The organism is Peribacillus sp. BM1 (assembly GCF_056679975.1).
Genome location: NZ_CM155259.1, coordinates 1487745 through 1509219 on the forward strand (window position 1 = coordinate 1487745; position 21475 = coordinate 1509219).

The following is a 21475-nucleotide window of genomic DNA, read 5'->3' on the forward strand; positions in this document are numbered from 1 at the left end:
ACTGCAATTTGAATAGATAGATTGATAGGGGGACGTTTAAGAGAAACGAATCTACTTATTTATTCATTTGTGCAAACGGTTTCACTGGTTGTTTTTGTGAGAAATACATGAAAAAGGGGATGGGTTCATTGAAATTGAAGAAGGTAACAGGCATTGCCTCAGCAGTATTAGCGTCATCGTTATTCTTAGCAGGGTGCTCTTCATCCGATAAAGCCTCTGGGGATCAGATTACATTAGACGTTTTCCAATTTAAAGTAGAATTCAAGAATCAATTTGAAGAATTGGCGAAGGCTTATGAAGAAGAGAACCCTGATGTGAAGATTAAGATCTCTACAGTAGGGGGCGGAAATGATTATAAGCAATCTTTAATTACGAAGTTTACTTCTAAAGAAGAGCCGGCCATATTCAATGTCGGAGGGCCAACGGATGTTGAACAATTTGGCGATCGCTTGACAGATTTAAGCGACACAAAGGCAGCAAAAGCAGCTTTGGATGGGACACTTGATGGAGTAACTTTAGATGGTAAAGTACTTGGCTTACCATTTAACCAAGAGGGGTACGGATTTATTTATAACAAACGTATTTTTAAAGAAGCTGGCATTAACGCAAAAGAGCTTACCTCTTATGAAGCGTTGAACGAAGCGGTTGAAAAATTGGATGCTAAAAAGAAAGATTTGAAAATCAAAGCGGTATTCGCTTTCCCTGTTAAGGAAAAATGGGTAACAGGTAACCACCTTTCCAACGTTTTCTTAGCTTCCGAATTTGGTGGAAACGTAATGACTGCCTATGAATCTCCAACCGTTGCTTTTACAAAAGGTGATCAGTTGAAGCAAATGATCGATCTACAAAATGAGTTTTCTGTACAGCCGACAACAAGCCTTGATTATTCCCAACAAGTGGAGGAACTTTTCTCACTTGAACAAGTAGCCATCATTCAGCAAGGTAACTGGGTGTATAACACCGTCTTAGACATGGATCCAGAGCTAGCAGAAAAGAATATTGGTATCATTCCAATTCCTGTAAATGGTGAAGCAAAAATGCCGGTCGGCGTACCGAATTATTGGGCGGTTAACAATAAGGTAGATGACGCAGTAGCAGAAGAAGCAAAGAAATTCCTAGATTGGATGTACACTTCTGATACTGGTAAACAAGCAGTGTTAAAAGACTTTAAATTTATTCCTGCTTATGAAGGATATGATTCTTCGAAAATCGCAGATCCGTTATCAAAAGAAATCTATGAGTATTCTGCAGAAGGAAAGACAATTGGCTGGACATTTCAAGGTTCACCGGTTGGTTGGAATGAGGACCAATTCGGAGCAAGCGTACAAGCTTACGTATTGGGAGAAATGACGTGGGATGAATTGGTTCAAAAGAATATTAAAGCCTGGGAAGATATTCGAAGCGGTAAATGATTAAGCGGTTTGCTAAATCCTAACAGGAAAAAGTGAAGCTTTACCAAAGTGGGTATTCGAGTAATTTGGCAAACAATTCAGTGGTGGAGCGGACATTCGACCAAGTAATTAAATGCGGATGGGCTGCTCCACCTTTTTAAACACACACTAATATATGTATTGTTATCAGCTTTTATATCTAGCGTAAGCAGCCTAGCTTCTCGAGGTCACAAGTAGCCCGGACCCAAAGAATGAAAGGAAAACTTCTGCGTGTCTCGGCTTACGCTTTTCAAAAAGGAGGCGTTTCAAATGAAAAATCGAGATTTATCATTTTGGCTATTTTTAGCTCCCGTGCTCGTCGCCATCGTTATCGTCGTGATTTACCCATTACTAACCGGTCTATACTATTCATTTACGAATTGGGACGGTCTCCGTATTTCAAAGTTCGTTGGATTAGACAACTATATCAAATTATTTCACGATAAAGAGTTTGGGGATGCATTCTGGTTTACCATTAAATTTTCTATTGCGGCCATTATAGTCATCAACATTATTGGGTTAGGGCTTGCATTAATTGTGACTCAGCATATTAAGACGAGTAGTTTTCTGCGTACGGTATTCTTTATGCCAAACTTAATTGGCGGCTTGATTTTAGGATTCATCTGGCAGTTCATTTTTACAAAGGCATTTGCTTCGATAGGCGAGTCGATTGGGATTGAGGGTTTGCAAGGATGGCTTTCAACAACGGAAACTGGTTTTTGGGGTCTGGTCATTTTGACATCCTGGCAAATGGCGGGATATGTCATGATTATTTATATTGCTTATCTGCAATCGGTACCAGAAGAATTGATTGAGGCGTCGCAAATTGATGGAGCGAATAGATTCCAGCGCTTCCGAAACATTACAGTTCCTATGATTGCGCCGGCATTCACGGTTAGCTTATTTCTTACATTGTCAAATTCGTTTAAAATGTATGACCAAAACTTGTCACTAACAAACGGTGGGCCATTCAATTCAACGCAAATGGTTGCGATGGATATTGTAAAAACGGCCTTTACAGAAAATTCAATGGCGTATGCACAATCTAAAGCGATGATCTTCTTTGTCACAGTCGCGGCCATTTCCTTACTGCAAGTGTACTACAACAAGAAAAAGGAGGTTGAATTATAATGTTCAAAAACCGCAGACTCCTCCTTCTGGAAATTATCGGAATCCTTTTAGCAATTATGTGGCTTGTGCCATTTTACTTAATGGTGGTCAATGCATTCAAAACAAAACGTGATATCTTCGCAGATACGCTTGGGCTACCTGAAGAATGGACATGGGACAACTTTGTGCAAGCGTTTGTACAACTTGGCTTTATTAAAGCTTTTGGTAATTCATTGTTCATTACGACTGTCAGCACATTAATTATTATTATTTGTTCAGCGATGGCAGCGTATGCATTATCAAGGAATAAGAGCAAGCTTAGCACGGTGATTTTCTTTATGTTTGTAGCTGCTATGCTGATTCCTTTCCAAGCGGTTATGATTCCGCTCGTATCACAGTTTGGTCAACTTGATATGCTGAACCGTAGCAGTTTGATTTTCATGTATTTAGGATTTGGAGCGAGTCTATCCATATTCCTTTATCACGGGGCATTAAAAGGGATTCCGGAATCGTTAGATGATGCAGCAAAAATTGATGGTTGTAATAAATTTCAAACTTTTTGGTACATTATTTTTCCACTATTAAAACCGATGTCGGTAACGGTCGGAGTATTAAATGTAATTTGGATTTGGAATGATTATCTATTACCATCCCTAGTCATTGGAGGAAATGGGACGGAAACCATTCCGCTTCAATTATTCTTCTTCTTTGGGCAATATACGAAACAATGGCATCTTGCGCTGGCCGGATTATCGATTTCCATTTTGCCTGTTATCATTGGGTATTTCTTTGCCCAAAAACAAATCATTAAAGGAATTGCAGATGGAGCGGTGAAATAATAGGAGTTTCCTTTTTATCTTTAATCAAGAAAAAAGTTAGACAGGACGAAGGAGTAGATGAAAATGAAGGTAGTTGTTTGGAACGAATATCGTCACGAAAAAAGCAACCCGATCGTGGCTGACATGTATCCTGAGGGGATTCATCAAGCTATTGCGTCTTTTTTGAAGAGTGAGACTCGAGATGTTACGACCGCAACGCTTGATGAAGAGGAGCATGGATTACCGGATCATGTTCTTTTGGAAACGGATGTTTTAATTTGGTGGGGACATACAGCGCATGACGAGGTATCTAATGAAGTCGTAGAAAAGGTGTACGAGCGTGTTCTTAATGGAATGGGGTTAATCGTACTACATTCTGGCCATTTTTCGAAAGTGTTTAAAAAACTTATGGGGACCTCTTGCGATTTAAAATGGCGTGTGGCGGATGAGAAGGAACGTTTATGGGTCCTTGATCCAAGCCACCCAATTACACAAGGTATTGGAGAGTATATTGAGCTTGAAAAAGAAGAGATGTATGGGGAGCATTTCGATATTCCGGCACCAGATGAACTGCTGTTTATGAGCTGGTTCGAAGGTGGAGAAGTATTCCGAAGTGGATGTACATACCGTCGTGGAAACGGGAAGATTTTTTACTTCCGACCTGGTCATGAAACATATCCTACCTATCATCACCCTGATATTCAGCGAGTGATTACGAATGCTGTTGAGTGGGTTAAGCCGGTAGAACGCGCTCGTCCTGTTTACGGAAATGCACAAGCGTTGGAATCCATATCTGGGAAAAAATAAGAGAAGACAAATTGAAAGGGAGAGAGAATGATGAGTCTATTAAAAATTGGTGTAATCGGTTGTGGCAGTATTGCAAAGAACCGCCACCTACCAGAATATAAACTGAATAATTCTGTAGAAATCATAGCAGTTTGCGACATTGTAGAGGAACGGGCTCAAGAGTTAGCGGAAATATATGAAGCAAAGGCATATACTGATTTTATTGAGCTACTGAATAATCCTAGTATTGATGCTGTTAGTATTTGTACCCCAAACTATCTTCATGCTCCAATGACCATTGCTGCTTTAGAAGCTGGGAAGCATGTTCTTTGTGAAAAACCGATGGCGACATCACGTGAAGAAGCAGAGAAGATGATTGCTGCAGCAACCAAAGCCGGTAAGAAATTAATGATCGCCCATAATCAGCGTTTTGTAGATTCCCATCAAATAGCGAGGGAGATCATCGCAAGCGGAGAAATAGGGAAAGTCTATAGCTTTCGTTCAGCATTTGGTCATGCAGGTCCAGAGTCATGGAGTGCTGATGGTAAAGCTAGCTGGTTTTTTAAGAAAGATCAAGCATTTATCGGGGCAATGGGTGATTTAGGGGTTCATAAAACAGACTTGCTTCGCTATCTATTGGATGAAGAATTCGTGGAAGTAGCAGCATTTGTTAAAAGTAGTGCGAAGGAAAATAGCGATGTAGACGATAATGCCACCTTTATTTTGCAGACAGAAAGCGGAATTATTGGGACACTAGCGGCAAGTTGGGCTTATGTACAAGAAGATAACTCGACGATTATTTATGGTGAAAAAGCCATATTAAGGCTAGAGGATGACCCTGAGTTTTCTTTGATTATTCAACGAGCTACTGGGCAAATTGAAAATCTGAGATTAGGAAAAATTCAATCGAATGAATCGGGCGGCCAGCATGATACACAGGTGATCAGTCAATTTATCATCAGTATTAATGAAGATAAAGAGCCACTCATCAATGGATTGGAAGGAATGAAATCGCTAAACGTCATCCTAGGAGCCTTAGAATCGAATGAAACGAAGAAAATAGTCCGATTATAAGTGCGTGTTCAAAAAGGAGGGAGCAGTCTGCCTCTCTCCCGGATTATTACAAGATTGAAGTCCTTTTGATAGGGCATTATGGCCTTTTTTGAACACGCACTTTAAGTTATATTTAGGAAAAAATTCTGTTTTAGTTACCATAATACGGAAGTAAATAAAGAATTTTTAGATAACAAAAGGTTGTTAGAATTCTTCATCTTAACAACCTTTTGTTTAACTAGCTTCCCGAAAGAAGTCCCCTTCCTCAAGGAACAAAATGAGTAGGGAGGGGATGAATTTCGGTTAGACGTTAGCCGAAAGATTTTCGACATATTGCCAGTTATTATTGTGATTGAGAAACTCGCAATCGTTTAGATTAACCTGTTTGTACGACTTATTAGGCTTCGTGATGTAGCTCCCGTGAATACCTTTGACATATGCCATACCTGTTCCCGTAAAGCCTGTAATATATCCAATTCGCTCATACACTCGTACTCGATCATTCAGATAAAATCCTTTCAGTTGTTTCACATTCTTTTTGTTTCGCTTGCTCTCGATATTCTTCGTCTTCCGACCTTTTCTAGCTGTGGCCTCATGCAACGAACGTTTTTTCTTACGAAATTGCTTGATGAAGAAGACAGAATCACTCATTTGCTGAATCGTTTCTATTCTACTGATCGCAACCGCATCATTCGCATGAGTTTTTTCTAATCCTAACTCTTTCCTTCGTGGTGTAGTGACTGATCCATACGTTACGTTAGCCTTCGGATACTTTGTAAATACTCGTTTACGGAAGATATTCATAAACGTCCCCTCTTTGTATGAAGGTAATTTTTTGCCTTCTTCCATCCACTTCCACAATATTGCACCCTTTTGATGATTCTCATGCGTATGGCAATCTGTACATACTGTAATTAAATTATCAGCTCGATCACTTCCTCCATGTGAACGATAAACAATATGATGTGTATTCAGAATACCGCCCTTTTTCTTACACACTTGACATGTATAATGGTCCCTTGCGAATACAAAGTAACGGACATCATGATAGCCAAGTGTTTGCCCTTGCTGATACGCTTCACCTTGTATCTCCGGATTCATCATCTTCTGAATATCGAATTTCCCCACTTCGATCGTTAACACAGAATTTGGTACAAGAGATAAAAACGTATCGATCCAGTGAAACGTGTTATCTAATCGACATTGTATACTTGGCGGTAGCCAATTTTCGTGACGCTTACGGTTGTCAAATCGTGGCTTTCGATATCGGCATTTTCGATTACGTCTACTTCTTCGATACATACGTCTTGTTTCTAGTAAACTCTTAACATCTTGACGTACTTCTATCTCTCCTTTGGCAAGTACCTTGTCACGGGTCGTAACCGCTAACCCTGTGTGTTTAGCACCTAAATCGATCCCAACATGAATCGCTTGTTTATAGCCACTACTTCCATATATAAGTTGGATCGTAAATGGTTGATAACTTACGATTTTTGCTTTCTTTCGTTTGAGTAAGAGCCTCGCTTTTCTCGGTTTGCATGGCATTAAGGCTTCCCCATGCTTATTAAGTGTGAATACGAACATGACGTATTCCCTCCTTTTGGAGTTCGTTTCCCTTCGCCAATGTTGGAATGGATTTGCGGTAAAACCGCCAAGCTAGGTTGACCGTTCCTTCCCATTCAGAACTATTACAGAGCCTACACAGAGCAACGGACTAGGGAATCATCCGAGGGTGTGATCGCCATCCCAACGTAGTTTCCGTAAAAATTAGGCTAGACAACCAAAGGCTTTTTAAAAGCCCCCACTTCAAGATTCGCTAGAATCTAAGTGGTGGGTAGTTGACCTAGCTTTCAGAACCCTCTTGCGGAATTAACTTTGCAAATTTAAGATCAGCGATCCAGTAAATAAGATATGCAGAAACGCTAAAAAAGAAAAAGAAAATCAAAAATGAGAAGCGCAATGATAGAATCGTCCATGCACCAAGAACAATCATACAAAAGATCGTTAAATGTATTTTGTATAAACCGACTTGTAGGCTAGAAATACATAAACGTTTGAATGTTATGATCATATTGACCATAAGTGGATAAATGCTTAAAAAGGATAGAATGAACAAAAAGCTCATACCTAATGTAACAACAAAAATGACAATTCTGTATGGTGAAGTCATTTGAGATAAAAAGAAGAAATTAAATGTTAATAATGAACTGATTAATGCGAAAAAAATGCCGACGATATAACTTTGCTTCCAATTTTCCATAAACATTGTCTTGAATTGAGAAAAAACAGCTACCTCTTTACGTTGTCTCCACTGTCGTACTACCCCAAAAAGTGCAGCGAGTGCTGGGAAAATCGTAATAATAGGGATACAACATAGTATAAATAAGATGTTTAAATACATGAAATTATATAACCACATACCTACTCGATATAAATGACCGTCTATGCTAAAAATTCTCATCACCCCAATCATAACCAAATAACTGACAATTAATAATATCGTAACAAATGCTAGGTTTACATACAATGAAATAAAAGCAGAAGATTGATAGGAAATAGTAGGATTTGACTACGAAAAGATGGAAGGAATTATTTTGACGCTATAGTGATTGCGGATAATAGATTTTGAAGTCTGAATGAATTTTTAAGAGAATTCTTAATGGTTGTGTATTTTTGTAAGAAAGCGCTTTATAATGTTAATTGTATGTATGATATAATCAAGCAAAAAAAGGAGAGAGTTTCTTGAAAAAGTTAAAAGAACAATTGCGATCTTTAACAATAAAGGAAAAAATAGAGTATGTAATTGATTATTATTCTTTTCATGTAATTGGTGTAATTGTTGTCCTTTGTTTTCTTGCGATGGGCTTCAATACTTTTACCAATCAACAAAAAGAATTGTTATCAATTCATATTGTTAAAGATAATATTATCGATGACCAAGCAAAAGAATTACGAAATGAGCTAGAAAAAGTATTACTGGATCATAATAAAGAGAAGCTATCCGTTCAGGCAATAAATACGAGCGATATTCCGAATAATTCAGAAGCAGTATTAAAATTCCAAAAGCTAGCGGCTGAAATAGCAGCGAAAGAAGTGGATGTTCTTCTTGTAGATAAGGAAGTCTTTCAACAATTTAATGAAGATGGTAACTTATATGATTTGAGTAATTTTCATGTGTTTGATGATTGGAAAATAAGAAAATATCCTTCGGTTAAAGACCCGGCAACGATAACCGGAATTGATGTTTCAAATATCCCTTATCTATCCTCAATCGTTACAAAAGGAGAACCCCTTCTATTGGTTGTCATGGCAAATACTGAACGGCTGGACGGGGTGAAAGACTTCGTTGATCTTCTTGATGACTGAAAAATGCAAACATTCCTAAGAGATTTTTTCATAGAGCCCTGTTATTACATATGTTACATGTTTAATAGTAAAGGTGAGTAAGAATTCATAAAAAAGAAGTGTAGTTCATAAATACAGAGTTTTTCCTAAATTGTAGAGCGGTGAAAAAGTTACTTCTGAATAATAAGGATAATAAAAATTGTTAGCGATAACATAGAAGAGGAAAGGTGTCTTTTGTGTTCGACTATTCCGAAAAAGGTAAACGTTTTCGGAAAGTTATTGCTATCATATATATTAATTCTTGTTCTTCCACTAGTTACGAGTTACATCATTTATCAAGTAAGTATTTTTGAAATCAAAGAAAATGCAACAGAGAATAGTAAAAACCCGTTGAATCAAACGAGAGACCTTATTGATAGAAAAAATGAAGAATTGGAAACTTTGTATTTTGAACGAGATACACGAGAACAAATAATGAAAAAATATATATGATAGTGAGGGAAACTGAATTGAATACGACCATATTTAAGAGTAAAGAGAGGTTTGCATATACACCGCCAAGTAATGGCTATCCAGAATGGAATAATAATCCGGAAATTTTTCAACTAAATCGTTTGCCTGCTCACGCTACAAGTATGCCGTTTCCGACGATTGAAGATGCACGATCTATAGATCGTATGGAGTCATCAAACTGTAAACTATTGAATGGTGAATGGAAATTTTACTTTTCAAAGAATCCTGAAAGTAAAAGTCAAGATTTTTATCAAGTCGGCTTTAATGAAAGTTCGATGAAACAGATTCAAGTGCCATCCCATTGGCAATTTCAAGGCTATGATTATCCGCAGTACACGAATGTTCGTTATCCGTGGGAAGAACAAGAAGCGATAAAAGCGCCCTTTGCTCCAACCAAATATAACCCAGTCGGCCAATACATTACGTATTTTGATATCCCGAAAGAGTGGGAAAATCAACCTGTATATATTCACTTTGCAGGAGTAGAATCTGCTTTTTACGTATGGATCAATGGAGATTTGGTAGGGTACGGTGAAGATAGTTTTACACCTAGTGAGTTTGATATCTCTTCTTATTTACTAGAAGGATCTAATAAGCTAGCGGTTGAGGTTTATCGTTGGAGTGATGCAAGCTGGTTGGAGGATCAGGATTTTTGGCGTTTAAGTGGAATCTTTAGAGATGTTTATCTATATACGACACCTGTCGTTCACGTTTCTGATTATTTTGTACGAACAGTATGAGAATGCAGACCTTCTAATCAACATGAAGGTATCTAATTATACTTGCTCGTCCCAAGAGCCTGTAACAATTGAAGCATATTTATATGATCAAGATGGTCAAATAATTTGTAATGAGCTAGTCGTAGAAAATTATTTACAAGGAAAGGAGGAAGCGGAGCTACGATTTGAGAAAAAAATAATCTCTCCTTCCCTTTGGAGTGCTGAACAACCAACACTATACTCATTTGTTATTGCTGTAAAGAGTATGGACGGGACGATATTGGAAGCACAGAGCTGTAAAATCGGTTTTCGGAAAATTGAAATTAAAGAAGGCCTTATGTTGATAAATGGGAAGAGAGTGCTGTTTAACGGAGTGAATCGCCATGAGTTTTCACATCTTAGAGGCCGATCTATTACGAAGGAAGACATGCTTCAAGATGTTATCACAATGAAAAGGCATAATATTAATGCGGTTAGAACGTCACATTATCCGAACCACCCATACTTTTATGAATTATGTGATCAATACGGCTTATATGTTATAGATGAGACAAATTTAGAGACACACGGTTCATGGAGCTACGGACAAACAGAAATTAATGATGCGATCCCTGGGGATAAAGAGGAGTGGACGGCAAATGTTATTGATCGATGTCATTCCATGCTGCATCGCGATAAGAATCACCCCTCTATCGTTATTTGGTCGTTGGGCAATGAGTCATTCGGTGGAAGTAATTTTATTAAAATGAAAGAACATATGAAAAAGGAAGATCCAACTCGCCTTATTCACTACGAAGGTGTAGCGCATTATCGTCCGTCTAGTGAGGCTTCGGAAATTGAAAGTATGATGTATGAACATCCATTGAAATTGGAAGAGTATGCGCTGAATGCAGAGAAGAGCGATGTTCCTGCAAAGCCTTATATCGTTTGTGAATATGCACATGCAATGGGGAACTCTGTAGGGAATTTGTATCAATATACGAATTTATTTAATAAATATCCGATTTTACAAGGCGGTTTTATTTGGGACTTTAAAGATCAAGCCATTCAAACGACTGCTGAAACAGGAGACTTATATTTAGCGTATGGTGGCGATTTTGGTGAATCACCACATGACGGTAATTTCTCAGGAAACGGTCTCGTGTTTGCTGATGGCTCATTAACACCGAAGATATTTGAGGTGAAGAAATGCTATCAACCGATTGATGTTCATTTTGAAAACGGCATATGTACTATTGTGAATAAACATCTTTTTACAAATATCAATGAATATGAATTAAGATGGACGATGCTTAGAGATGGGGAAGAGATTGGAAGTGATCAAGTAAACTTTTCCTGTGAAGCATTAACTTCAAAGATCATTGATTTAAATGATGTAATGACGAAATTTGAGAAAGACGACGGTGAATATATCTTAACTGTTAGCTTCCATTTAATAAAGGATCAACTATGGGCTGAAAAAGGCTATGAAATTGCATTTGATCAATTTGTCCTATCAGATAGGAGCTTAAAACAATTAGAACCGAGTCAGTCGTTCCAAACAATTGAGGAAACGAATGAAGAATTACAATTGAAAGGTGAAGCATTTGATCTTGTCATAAGTAAATCAACAGGGTTGATTACTTCGTTAAGGAAAGATGGAATCGATGTATTAGCGGATTCAATTGTACCGAATTTTTGGAGAGCGCTTACCGATAATGATCGAGGCAATAAATTAGATCAGCGTGCTGCTATATGGGAACATGCAGGTGAAAAGGCTAGATTACAGCAGTTAGATGTAGTGAAAAACACAGACAAAATCGTAAGCGTAAAGACAGTTTTTGAATTACAAACATCTCCAACTTCATTATGTAATATTGATTATGAAATCACTGGAGATGGCGAGATTCGAGTTCATTTTGAACTGATTCCAAATAAGGCCCTGCCAGAAATTCCGGAAATCGGGATGCTCGTTCCATTAGTTAAATCATTTGAAAATATTGTATGGTACGGGAAGGGTCCTCATGAAAATCATTGGGACCGTGAGAAGGGTGCAAAGGTAGGACGTTACGTTTCCACAGTAACGAACGAATTTGTACCATATATAAAACCACAGGAGAATGGGAATAAAACTGGCATTCGCTCTTTTGAAATTAATAATAATCTAGGAATAAATCTTCAAGTAATAAGTGATTCATTACTAGAGGTAAATGCAGGCGGATATTCAGCGGCTGAACTACAAGAAGCAGGTCATCCATATCAATTGCCAGAGAGAACAAAAACGTATTTACGTATTAATCATAAGCAAATGGGTGTTGGTGGAGATGATTCCTGGAATGCAAAGACGCACCCTGAATTCACGTTATTTTCGAATCAGTCCTATCAGTATTCATTTACTATGAAACTAGGATGAAAATAAAATGTTTAAGTGCGTGTTCAACAAGGAGGATAAAAAGAGCCGAGAAGTTCTGCGAGTAATCGTCTCTAGACCTTTTCGTATGCAATAGTACGTGAGGACCAGAGAGAGCTTTGATGCAATCACAAGCTTTTTTACCGGACTTTTTGAACATCCTCTTTAAGAATGGGAGAATGTTATATGAATCTTTTATCCTAAATGAAGCTATTCTTTCAAAAGCTATGAGATTCTCTTATGAGGAGCTGAAAGAAGAGCCTATTCAAGACTACCAACATCTTTTGAAGAGTGTTGAATTTTCATTAGGAGACGGAAAGTTAGAAGAGGTACTTGATATAGATGAAAGAGTGAAGAAATACAGTGCTTCTGACTTAGAAATGGTTGAATGATTACCCGCCCTTCCATCGAAATGGTTAAAAGACTCATTATCTGGTGTTCGCACTCGCGGAGGCTTTGAGGTATTGATATCATGGGATCGGATGTTGATTCGTAAATTGGATGTGAAATGTAAATCGGATAATCTTTTTACATTTAAATCAGAGGATTCGATCATCGTTTGCGAAGAAGATAAAAGAATAGAAGCGGTAGACGGTTGATTTCTCTTGAAATGGTTAAAAACCAAAAGTGTCAGAGTCTCTTTCAACAGGCATTAAAAGAGACGGTAAAAGTTTAAAGATAGGCATATATAACTTTAGAAGAAGGAGAAATTGTCAATGTTAACGTTTAATGAAAAATCATTTTTAATGGATGGTAAAGAAATTTTATTATTAAGTGGTGCGATGCATTATTTTAGAACAGTACCTGAATACTGGGAAGATCGACTTATCAAACTGAGAGAATGTGGATTTAATACAGTAGAAACCTATGTTGCATGGAATATACATGAACCAGAAGAAGGGAAATTTGTTTTTGAGGACATTGCAGACATTGAACGTTTTGTTAAAACCGCTGAGAAGGTCGGCCTTCATGTCATTGTTAGACCTGGTCCTTATATATGTGCAGAGTGGGAATTTGGTGGATTACCATATTGGCTCATGACAGTTCCGAACATCAAATTACGTTGTTACAATGAGCCATATTTAGAAAAAGTAGAGGCGTATTTCAATGTGCTATTTAAGCGCTTGCAACCATTATTACGTTCAAATGGCGGACCCATTATTGCCATACAAGTAGAAAATGAATATGGGAGCTTTGGGAATGATCAAAAATACTTAAAATATATGCGTGACGATATCAAAAAAAGAATAGGTGATGAACTGATCTTCACATCTGATGGTCCTGATCACAGTATGCTAAATGGTGGAATGATTGAAGATGTGCTCGAAACCGTGAATTTTGGATCGCGAGCGAAGTCGGCATTTGAACAATTAAAGCTTTATCAGCCGAAAGCTCCATTAATGTGTATGGAATTTTGGCATGGCTGGTTTGATCATTGGGGGGAGGAGCACCATACAAGATCCTCGGACAATGTTGTGGAGGCGTTAGAGGAGATATTACAACAAAATGGATCTGTTAATTTCTATATGGCACATGGTGGGACGAATTTTGGCTTTTATAATGGTGCAAACTATAATGAGGCCATCTATCAGCCTACCATAACTAGTTATGATTATGATGGAGTATTGACGGAATCGGGAGATGTTACAGAAAAATTCTTTGCTGTCCGGAAGGTTTTTGAAAAATATGTTGATTTGCCAGAGATGAAATTACCGCCAAGCATAGCGAAGAAACAATACGGTGAAGTCCAATTTACGGAGCGTGTTGCATTGTTAGATTCATTGAATCATCTTTCTACTCCACAGCATAGCCAAGCTCCTTTATCGATGGAGTATTATGGCCAGGACTATGGATTTATCGTTTATGAAACAGTCATTAAAGGAGCTTACGGTAAACAATCCATGACCGTTCAAAATGTCCATGATCGTGGACAAGTCTATTTGAATGGCAAGTATGTTGGGTTAGTCGACCGAATTAGTGGTGAATCCCGGATAGATGTTGATATTACTGAGGAAGAGACAACGTTGCAAATTATTGTCGAGAATATGGGACGCATTAATTATGGTCCATTCCTTGTCGATTTTAAAGGGATAACAGAAGGGGTAAGAATGGGGAACCAATTTTTATTTGATTGGACGGTTTACCCAATCCCATTAAATGAAATCAATCATTTGCAGTTTTCCAATTGTGAAACGAAAGAAAATCATCCCTATTTTCACCGAGGTATTTTGACAGTTAATGAGGTGGCCGATACTTTCATAGATGTGTCGAACTGGACAAAAGGAGTCGTATTTGTGAATGGCCACAATCTTGGTCGATACTGGGAGATTGGTCCGCAACAAACACTTTATGTACCAGCACCATTCTTGCATGAAGGAGAAAATGAGATTATTTTATTAGAATTACACAACCATAAACAAGGTGTAACATTTGTTGATACGCCAGTTTTAGGATAATCTTTTCGGAAAGTGTCACTGCATTTCAATGTAGTTGAATTTTTATAAAAAAGAAATTATTGAAGGATAAACTGAACAATGCATTTTGATTTGGAAATTATCTGGAAGAGAAATTAAGTGATTAAAACTATATTTTGATTGTTTAAAAAAAGGTTTCAATTTAGATATGAAATCTAAACCGTTAGGTGGTTTTAATAGATGGTTGAAACAAAGATTGCAGTACCGACAGAACAGCAAATTGCATGGCAAAATCTTGAGTTAGGGATGTTTGTCCACTTCGGAATTAATACCTTTTGCAATCAAGAATGGGGAGAGGGCACGGATTCACCAAGCCTATTTAATCCGAAAGAACTGGATGCAAGACAATGGGTAAAACTTGCCAAAAAGGCAGGATTTAAATACTTTATACTTACTGCTAAGCATCATGATGGATATTGCCTTTGGCCAACAGAAACAACGGACTATTCAGTTAAGAATAGTCCGTGGAAAAATGGTCAAGGTGATATTGTCCGAGAATGTGCAGAAGCTTGTCAGGAAGAAGGGATCCTTTTGGGGATCTATTTGTCACCATGGGATCGCCATGAACCTTGTTACCAGGACAAGCAGGCATATGATGATTTCTATTGCCGTCAACTAACTGAACTTTTGACAGGGTACGGGCCTATTGCTGAGGTCTGGTTCGATGGTGCTGGTTCTGAAGGGAGAGAGTACGATTGGGCACGAATTATAGGAGTTGTGAAAGAAAATCAACCTGATGCGATGATATTTAACATGGGACAGCCGACTATTCGATGGGTAGGGAATGAAGACGGTGTGGCACCTTATCCATGCTGGAATTCAAAGGGAAAATCGAGAACAAGCATGTTCACTAATGAAGAAGTAAACTGGCTGCCTGGAACACCTGAATGGATTCCAGCTGAGTGTGACGTTCCGATCAGGAAAAATCATTGGTTTTGGCATCCTAACGATGAAGATAGCCTTCTCTCCATCGACGAATTACTTGATATCTACTACCATTCAGTTGGGCATGGGACGAATTTATTATTAAATGTGGCACCTGATAATAGGGGATTAATACCTAAACTTGATGCAGATAGAGTACTAGAATTCGGTAATGAAATAAAAAATAGATTTTCAAATCCGCTTGCCGTTTGTACTGGAGAAGGAACTGAACTGATTTTGGAATTACCATCTGTACTGGATATCGATCATGTAATCCTAAAGGAAGATATCCAATTTGGTGAACGAATAAGAAAATATGAGATTCAAGCTTGGCAAAGTGGCACCTGGCATAACGTGGCTAACGGATCAGCAATCGGGCATAAAAAAATTGATGAATTAGGATCGATACGTACAAATGCTTTAAAATTAGTTGCGTCTGAATCAATAAAAACACCGAAGATTTTAGAGTTTTCTTGTTTTAATACAGGGAAGTAACCTTTAATAGAGGTAGAAGGAATCATTTATGGTTCAGATCTTATATACTTATACGACATCTAAGATCAAGCAATGCCCTTTGGCCCAAGTGAGCTGAAGGGCATCGCTTGTTTTTTATGATAATTAGAGGCTTGGCGAAGGAAATGGAAAATATTAAACTGGCGCGTAAATATGCAAATCTGGCTCGTAATGGTTTTAGAAATATCTGAAGAAAAGAAAGTCGAACGTAAAGTTCTCTCATGGCTTCACATGGATCTATAAAATGCGTGATAGATTGCGATATTTACTTGGAGGAATTCCTTCATATTTTCGGAAGAGACGACTAAAGTAATGAATGTCGGCATAACCAATTTCTCTCCCAACTTCTTCTATTGAAAGGTTGGTTTCACGTAATAGTAGCCTTGCTTTACGGAGACGAATCATCTGTACATATTCACCAGGCGGCATGCCTGCAATCTTTTTGAATATTTTACTCATATGGTCATCGTTCATGTTTAATTGTTTTGCGAGCATTTGATTGGTCCAAGGTTCGGAGGGACTTTCTTCAATTAATGCCATTAATTGAAGGATTCGATCGCCGTGCAATGGAAAATGAGACGGATTATATTCTGTTTGCGTGCGTAGCAATAGTCCAAGAATATTTAGCAAAAGTGCTTTGCAAATCAAGGTGTAACCGAGAGGACGCATCGTAAATTCATGCACAAGCTGTTTCATCAATTGAACACATGATAATGAGGGGGTGTATAACGGATTAGTCGAAAGTGGAGCAAATGATTCCGCAATGGCTTCAATCCCGAATTTGTCCAATTGTACAGCTGCCTCACTAACGACGATATCTGATTCAGTCTGAATATCCAAATCACCAAAAAAGTCAAAGTGAATCCCAAGAAATTGTGCATTTGGAGATGAAATCACCTCATTTTGATGATAAACGCCTGCAGGTATGAAAATCATTTGTCCAGAAGATAGGGGATATCGTTTACCGCCGAGTATTGTTGCAGCTTCACCTTGTTGGACATACAGTAATTCGAAATCGTAGATGCGTCTTTCTGGTAGTTGACCAAGAGGAAGCTTTTGAAATTGTGCATAATGAATGTTTGGTGACCATTCACTGAAAGAAGCATACTGTCGTCTGGGAAAAATTAAGTCGGGATTGTACAAAAATAACTCTCCTTCCTCTAAATTTTTTCTATAAAAGGTTGTTATACTAATTGTAGTTAGTTAATTAATAGCACACCCAATCCTTAATATCAATAAAGTAGGTATTGTGCAAAAGTAGTACTATGGTTTAACTTTATCCAAGTCGTTAGTTGATCTAGTGAATGTAAGCGTAAACATGAGTTGAGGGTATCAGTTATATTGAAAAAAAGTGAGATTGCTGAATATGTATTTATTTATGAAATGAAACGGTTATTAGGGAGGCATTTAAAATGAAAAAAGGTATAAATATTTGGTCTTTTCCAGAGGGCATGCCAATCTCTGAATGTAGCCGCATTGCTAAAGATGCAGGCTTTGATGGGATTGAATTGGCATTAACTGAAACAGGTGAATTGGGACTGCAAACTAGTGATGAAAAAATTAGAGAAATCCGTGCTTTGATGGATGATATAGGGCTTGAAATTTGTGGGTTTGCGACGGGATTGTATTGGTCCTATTCTATGACAAGTGGAGATGCCAAAATGCGTCAGAAGGCAATCGATATTTGTAAAAGGCAGTTAGAACTTGCAGCGGCATTTGAAGTCGACACTATTCTGGTAATCCCAGGGGGTGTCAATGCAGATCTTCAATCGAATGACAAAGTTGTCAATTACGAAAAGGCTTATGAGTTTGCAGTTGAAGCGATGCAAGAATTATCTAATGACGCTAAAGCATCAGGAGTCAACATAGGTATCGAGAATGTATGGAATAAATTCTTACTGTCGCCACTAGAAATGAGGAGTTTTATTGATACTATTGGGTCGGAATATGTTGGATCTTATTTCGATGTTGGTAACGTCGTGTATTCAGGGTATCCAGAACATTGGATCCAAATCTTAGGGGAACGGATTAAAAAAGTGCACTTAAAAGATTATCGTCGTGAAGTGGGCGGGCTTGCAGGTTTCGTAGATCTACTTGCGGGAGATGTAAATTATCCAGCAGTCATTGCTGCACTTCGTGAGATTGGTTATAGCAACTATGTTACAGCAGAAATGATTCCAGCGTATACACACCATTCCACACAAATTATCTATAATACTTCTAGATCCATGGATGCTATTTTAAGAGGTTCTGCTATTTCGCCAAGTACGTTTGGAACACATAGCGCGACACAGATGTAACTTTAGCAATAGGGTTAACAATACAAAGAATATAGGGGGAGAAATAATATGGCAAACGTAAAAGTTGGATTTATTGGAGTCGGTGGAATTGCTGCGGTGCACTTAGAACATATCAACAAAAATGAACATGCAACAATTGTAGCGGTATGCGATATTTCCGCCGAGAGAGTAAAGCAAGTGGGAGAGCAGTATGGAGCAAATAGTTATACCGATGTAGATGAAATGCTCGAAAATGAAAAAATAGACGCACTATTTATTTGTGTCCCGCCTTTTGCGCACGGGAATATTGAAGAAAAAGCAGCTGCACGTGGGATTCATTTACTGGTTGAAAAACCACTGGGACTTGAGATGGAAAATGTAAAAGCGAAAGCAAAAGCAATTAAGGAAGCTGGGGTTATATGCGCATCGGGTTATTGCTTACGTTATTTGGATACGATTTCAAAAGCGAAAGAGTACTTACAAGATAAGCAAATAGCAATGGTACGTGGTCATTATATTACATCATTTGTGCAAACGCCTTGGTATCGCGTAATGGATAAGTCGGGTGGGCAATTAGTGGAACAATCAACGCACACGCTTGATTTAATCCGTTATTTAGCAGGGGATGTGAATACTGTTTATGCAAATATGGCCTTACAAGTGATGGGTGATATTCCAGATATCGATATACCAGATGTGACATCGGTAAATTTAACGTTTGCATCAGGTGCGATTGGACATCTTGTTTCTTCTTTTACACAGGCAGATCATTATTCCGGATTAGAAATTTTAGGGCGGGATTTTAGAGTAGTACTCGATAATACAACTTTACACATCATTGATAAAGACACAACCATTTCCTATAAATCTAAATTGGATTTTTACGGAGAACAAGATCGTGCATTTATTGATGCTGTTCGTTTTAACAAAAAGGAATTAGTGTTAGCTCCTTATGAAGAAGCGGTGAAAACGTTAGCTGTCACATTAGCTGCGAATACATCGAGTGAAACAGGTCAGGCGATTCATTTATCGGAATTTATGTCAGCTTCTGCCGTTTGTTAATGCCAAGTAAATGAAAAATGAGGTGTGAAAAAGATGAGTAGAGTGGCTGTTGTTGGTACAGGTACAATGGGAACTATGCATTTGGAAGAATGGGTAAATGTGAATGGATGCGAAGTGGTTGCTGTCGTTGGTCGAACCAAACAAAACACAACCCATCTTGCTACACAGTATAATGTTAAAGGCTTCGATGATTTAGAAGAAGCACTTCGGCAACTACCAATTGATATTGTTGACGTTTGTGTCCCGACGCATCTTCATGAAGAAGTGGTTCAGATTGCAGCACAAGCGGGGAAAGCGGTTATTTGTGAAAAACCATTAGCAGTAAATTCTAAAGTGGCGAGAAAAATGGTCGATATATGTGAGCAATATAATGTTCCTCTTTGTGTTGGACATGTACTACGATTTTCTCCTGAATACATTGAAGCGAGAAAGCAAGTGTTAAGTAATGCGATTGGACAACCTGGTATTATGAGACTGTCAAGAAGTGGTCCTTATCCAAAAGGCCGTGATGATTGGTATAACGATGAATCCAAAAGCGGCGGTATTGTATTAGATTTGGGTATTCATGATATTGATTGGCTCCGTTGGACATTCGGTGAAGTTGAGCGCGTTATGGCGAAGCAGATCAAACGAGAGAATCTTGAATATGCACTAATCACACTACGATTTGAATCGGGAGTAATCGCTCATCTAGAGGTATCATGGGGATCGAAAAGGTTTACAAGTTCTTTCGAATTAGCAGGAAGCAACGGGATGATTACGTATCAAAGCCGTGATCATGAACCAATTTTATTAGAACTATTTGATGAGGAAAAAGTAGGACAGGAAAGGGTTGCAGTTCCTGGCTACGTTGTTAGGCAAACACCTCTTGAAAAGCAACTTCAACATTTTGTTGACTGCATCGAAAATGGGATTACGCCTATTGTTACATCAATGGATGCAATTAAAGCAATTACAGTAGCGGAATGTGTAATGTATTCGGCACAATCAGGACAACCCGTAGAACTCAAAAAGGGAGGTGTCTTGAAATGAAGATAGGGATCATTAGTTTTGCCCATATGCATGCTGTGAGTTATGCCAATCATTTATCTGATCATCCAGATGTTGAGCTAACGGCTATTTGGGATGAGGATATAGAAAGAGGAAGTAGAATGGCAGAACGTTTTCGTTGTGAGTATTATTCTAATCTGACTAGCTTTCTCGAAACAGGTATTGACTCGGTAGTCATTTGCTCAGAAAACGTTAACCATAAAAACCATGTTATAGAAGCAGCAAGGATGAAAAAACATATTTTATGTGAAAAACCAATTTCAACAGAAATAAATGATGCGAAGGAAATGATTCGAGTTTGCGAGGAAGAGGGAGTCATCTTGCAAGTAGCCTTTCCCGTGCGGTTTGTTCCTGCTGTACAAAACGTAAGAGAAGTGGTTCGATCGGGGGCACTAGGAGAAATTGTTGCGATTCAGGCAACGAATCACGGGCAAATGCCTGGAGGTTGGTTTATAGATAAAGAACGATCAGGTGGGGGAGCAGCTGTTGATCATATTGTTCATGTGATGGATTTGATCCGGTGGATACAAGACGATGAAGTGAAACAAGTGTATGCAGAACTTGATACAAGGTTTTATGAAATTAATGTAGAAGATTGCGGTATTGTCACATTGGAACTAGAGTCAGGTACGATAGTAACAATTGATCCTAGTTGGTCTCGACCGAGTACATTCCCGACATGGGGGGATGTGAAAATGGAGATAGTCGGAACAAAAGGAACGATCTCACTTGATGCCTTTAAACAGCATCTCGTCTTATATAATGATCAGCAGAAAAAAGTTCAGCATATTGGCTGGGGAGATGACATGGATCTTGGTCTTGTAAATGATTTCATTGATTGTGTGAAAAGTAAGCGGCGTCCATCCATTACAGGAGAAGATGGGCTTCGTACATTGGAAGTTGTTCAGGCGGCTTACCTATCTAACAAATTAAAACAAGCGGTCTCTATTAATAGAAAATAAGTGATTAATAATAGGGTATAAAGGTAAGCCAAATGGATTCTAAGGTGA

General features: G+C 38.3%; 19 protein-coding genes and 1 pseudogene. 17 read left to right on the plus strand and 3 right to left on the minus strand.

All coding sequences use genetic code 11. The features are described 5' to 3' along the window. Positions 1-119 precede the first annotated feature (119 nt). The 5 genes from AC1MGI_RS07255 to AC1MGI_RS07275 all read left to right on the plus strand — a co-directional run bounded on the left by AC1MGI_RS07255 (position 120) and on the right by AC1MGI_RS07275 (position 5218). Complete coding sequence (locus AC1MGI_RS07255; RefSeq protein WP_480349724.1) at positions 120-1412, plus strand: ABC transporter substrate-binding protein; 1293 nt, start codon at positions 120-122, stop codon at positions 1410-1412. 288 nt (positions 1413-1700) lie between these two features. Continuing rightward, complete coding sequence (locus AC1MGI_RS07260; RefSeq protein WP_480349106.1) at positions 1701-2561, plus strand: carbohydrate ABC transporter permease; 861 nt, start codon at positions 1701-1703, stop codon at positions 2559-2561. Then, on the plus strand, positions 2561-3379 hold the full coding sequence (locus tag AC1MGI_RS07265) for a carbohydrate ABC transporter permease (RefSeq protein WP_480349107.1): 819 nt from the start codon (positions 2561-2563) through the stop codon (positions 3377-3379). Before AC1MGI_RS07260 ends, AC1MGI_RS07265 begins: the two co-directional genes overlap by 1 nt. A gap of 63 nt (positions 3380-3442) precedes the next feature. Beyond that, positions 3443-4165 carry a ThuA domain-containing protein gene (locus AC1MGI_RS07270; protein WP_480349108.1) on the plus strand — a complete coding sequence of 241 codons (723 nt, stop codon included), beginning with the start codon at positions 3443-3445 and terminating at the stop codon, positions 4163-4165. Positions 4166-4195: 30 nt separating this feature from the next. Continuing rightward, on the plus strand, positions 4196-5218 hold the full coding sequence (locus tag AC1MGI_RS07275) for a Gfo/Idh/MocA family protein (RefSeq protein WP_480349725.1): 1023 nt from the start codon (positions 4196-4198) through the stop codon (positions 5216-5218). A gap of 282 nt (positions 5219-5500) precedes the next feature. Here the strand turns inward: AC1MGI_RS07275 and iscB are convergent, their stop codons facing one another. Both iscB and AC1MGI_RS07285 read right to left on the minus strand, forming a co-directional pair. Continuing rightward, positions 5501-6781: an RNA-guided endonuclease IscB gene (gene iscB / locus AC1MGI_RS07280; protein ID WP_480349109.1), complete on the minus strand. Its 1281-nt coding sequence runs from the start codon at positions 6779-6781 to the stop codon at positions 5501-5503. Positions 6782-7040: 259 nt separating this feature from the next. After that, positions 7041-7658 (minus strand): YesL family protein, encoded by a 618-nt coding sequence (locus AC1MGI_RS07285; protein WP_480349726.1) that lies wholly within the window; start codon positions 7656-7658, stop codon positions 7041-7043. A 281-nt stretch (positions 7659-7939) separates the two neighbouring features. On the opposite strand from AC1MGI_RS07285, the gene AC1MGI_RS07290 reads away from it, so the two are divergent. The 8 genes and pseudogenes from AC1MGI_RS07290 to AC1MGI_RS07325 all read left to right on the plus strand — a co-directional run bounded on the left by AC1MGI_RS07290 (position 7940) and on the right by AC1MGI_RS07325 (position 16056). Then, positions 7940-8563 (plus strand): hypothetical protein, encoded by a 624-nt coding sequence (locus AC1MGI_RS07290; RefSeq protein WP_480349110.1) that lies wholly within the window; start codon positions 7940-7942, stop codon positions 8561-8563. A 213-nt stretch (positions 8564-8776) separates the two neighbouring features. After that, positions 8777-9034, plus strand: coding sequence for a hypothetical protein (locus AC1MGI_RS07295; protein ID WP_480349111.1), 258 nt, complete (start codon positions 8777-8779; stop codon positions 9032-9034). Between the two features lie 17 nt (positions 9035-9051). Next, a complete protein-coding gene (locus AC1MGI_RS07300) occupies positions 9052-9795 on the plus strand; it encodes a sugar-binding domain-containing protein (RefSeq protein ID WP_480349112.1) in 744 nt (247 codons plus the stop codon). Beyond that, positions 9734-12166, plus strand: coding sequence for a beta-galactosidase, LacZ type (gene lacZ / locus AC1MGI_RS07305; RefSeq protein WP_480349113.1), 2433 nt, complete (start codon positions 9734-9736; stop codon positions 12164-12166). The genes AC1MGI_RS07300 and lacZ overlap by 62 nt, the downstream gene beginning before the upstream one ends. 176 nt (positions 12167-12342) lie before the next feature. After that, a complete protein-coding gene (locus AC1MGI_RS07310; RefSeq protein ID WP_480349114.1) occupies positions 12343-12555 on the plus strand; it encodes a hypothetical protein in 213 nt (70 codons plus the stop codon). Positions 12556-12615: 60 nt separating this feature from the next. Beyond that, positions 12616-12762 (plus strand): annotated as a pseudogene (locus AC1MGI_RS07315) (hypothetical protein); the annotation flags it as partial. Between the two features lie 117 nt (positions 12763-12879). Beyond that, positions 12880-14619 (plus strand): glycoside hydrolase family 35 protein, encoded by a 1740-nt coding sequence (locus AC1MGI_RS07320; RefSeq protein ID WP_480349115.1) that lies wholly within the window; start codon positions 12880-12882, stop codon positions 14617-14619. Positions 14620-14817: 198 nt separating this feature from the next. Then, positions 14818-16056, plus strand: coding sequence for an alpha-L-fucosidase (locus AC1MGI_RS07325; protein ID WP_480349116.1), 1239 nt, complete (start codon positions 14818-14820; stop codon positions 16054-16056). 255 nt (positions 16057-16311) lie between these two features. On the opposite strand, the gene AC1MGI_RS07330 is transcribed toward AC1MGI_RS07325, so the two are convergent. Beyond that, the gene (locus tag AC1MGI_RS07330) at positions 16312-17217 is read right to left on the minus strand and encodes a helix-turn-helix transcriptional regulator (RefSeq protein WP_480349117.1); all 906 of its coding nucleotides are present in this window, start codon (positions 17215-17217) and stop codon (positions 16312-16314) included. Between the two features lie 269 nt (positions 17218-17486). On the opposite strand from AC1MGI_RS07330, the gene AC1MGI_RS07335 reads away from it, so the two are divergent. From AC1MGI_RS07335 to AC1MGI_RS07350, 4 genes are read left to right on the plus strand one after another with little or no spacing between them, the layout of a single operon-like run. Next, positions 17487-18374: a sugar phosphate isomerase/epimerase family protein gene (locus AC1MGI_RS07335; protein ID WP_480349118.1), complete on the plus strand. Its 888-nt coding sequence runs from the start codon at positions 17487-17489 to the stop codon at positions 18372-18374. A 48-nt stretch (positions 18375-18422) separates the two neighbouring features. Further along, a complete protein-coding gene (locus AC1MGI_RS07340; protein ID WP_480349119.1) occupies positions 18423-19415 on the plus strand; it encodes a Gfo/Idh/MocA family protein in 993 nt (330 codons plus the stop codon). A gap of 33 nt (positions 19416-19448) precedes the next feature. Then, positions 19449-20447 carry a Gfo/Idh/MocA family protein gene (locus AC1MGI_RS07345; protein ID WP_480349120.1) on the plus strand — a complete coding sequence of 333 codons (999 nt, stop codon included), beginning with the start codon at positions 19449-19451 and terminating at the stop codon, positions 20445-20447. Further along, complete coding sequence (locus tag AC1MGI_RS07350; RefSeq protein WP_480349121.1) at positions 20444-21427, plus strand: Gfo/Idh/MocA family protein; 984 nt, start codon at positions 20444-20446, stop codon at positions 21425-21427. The genes AC1MGI_RS07345 and AC1MGI_RS07350 overlap by 4 nt, the downstream gene beginning before the upstream one ends. Positions 21428-21475: the final 48 nt, after the last annotated feature.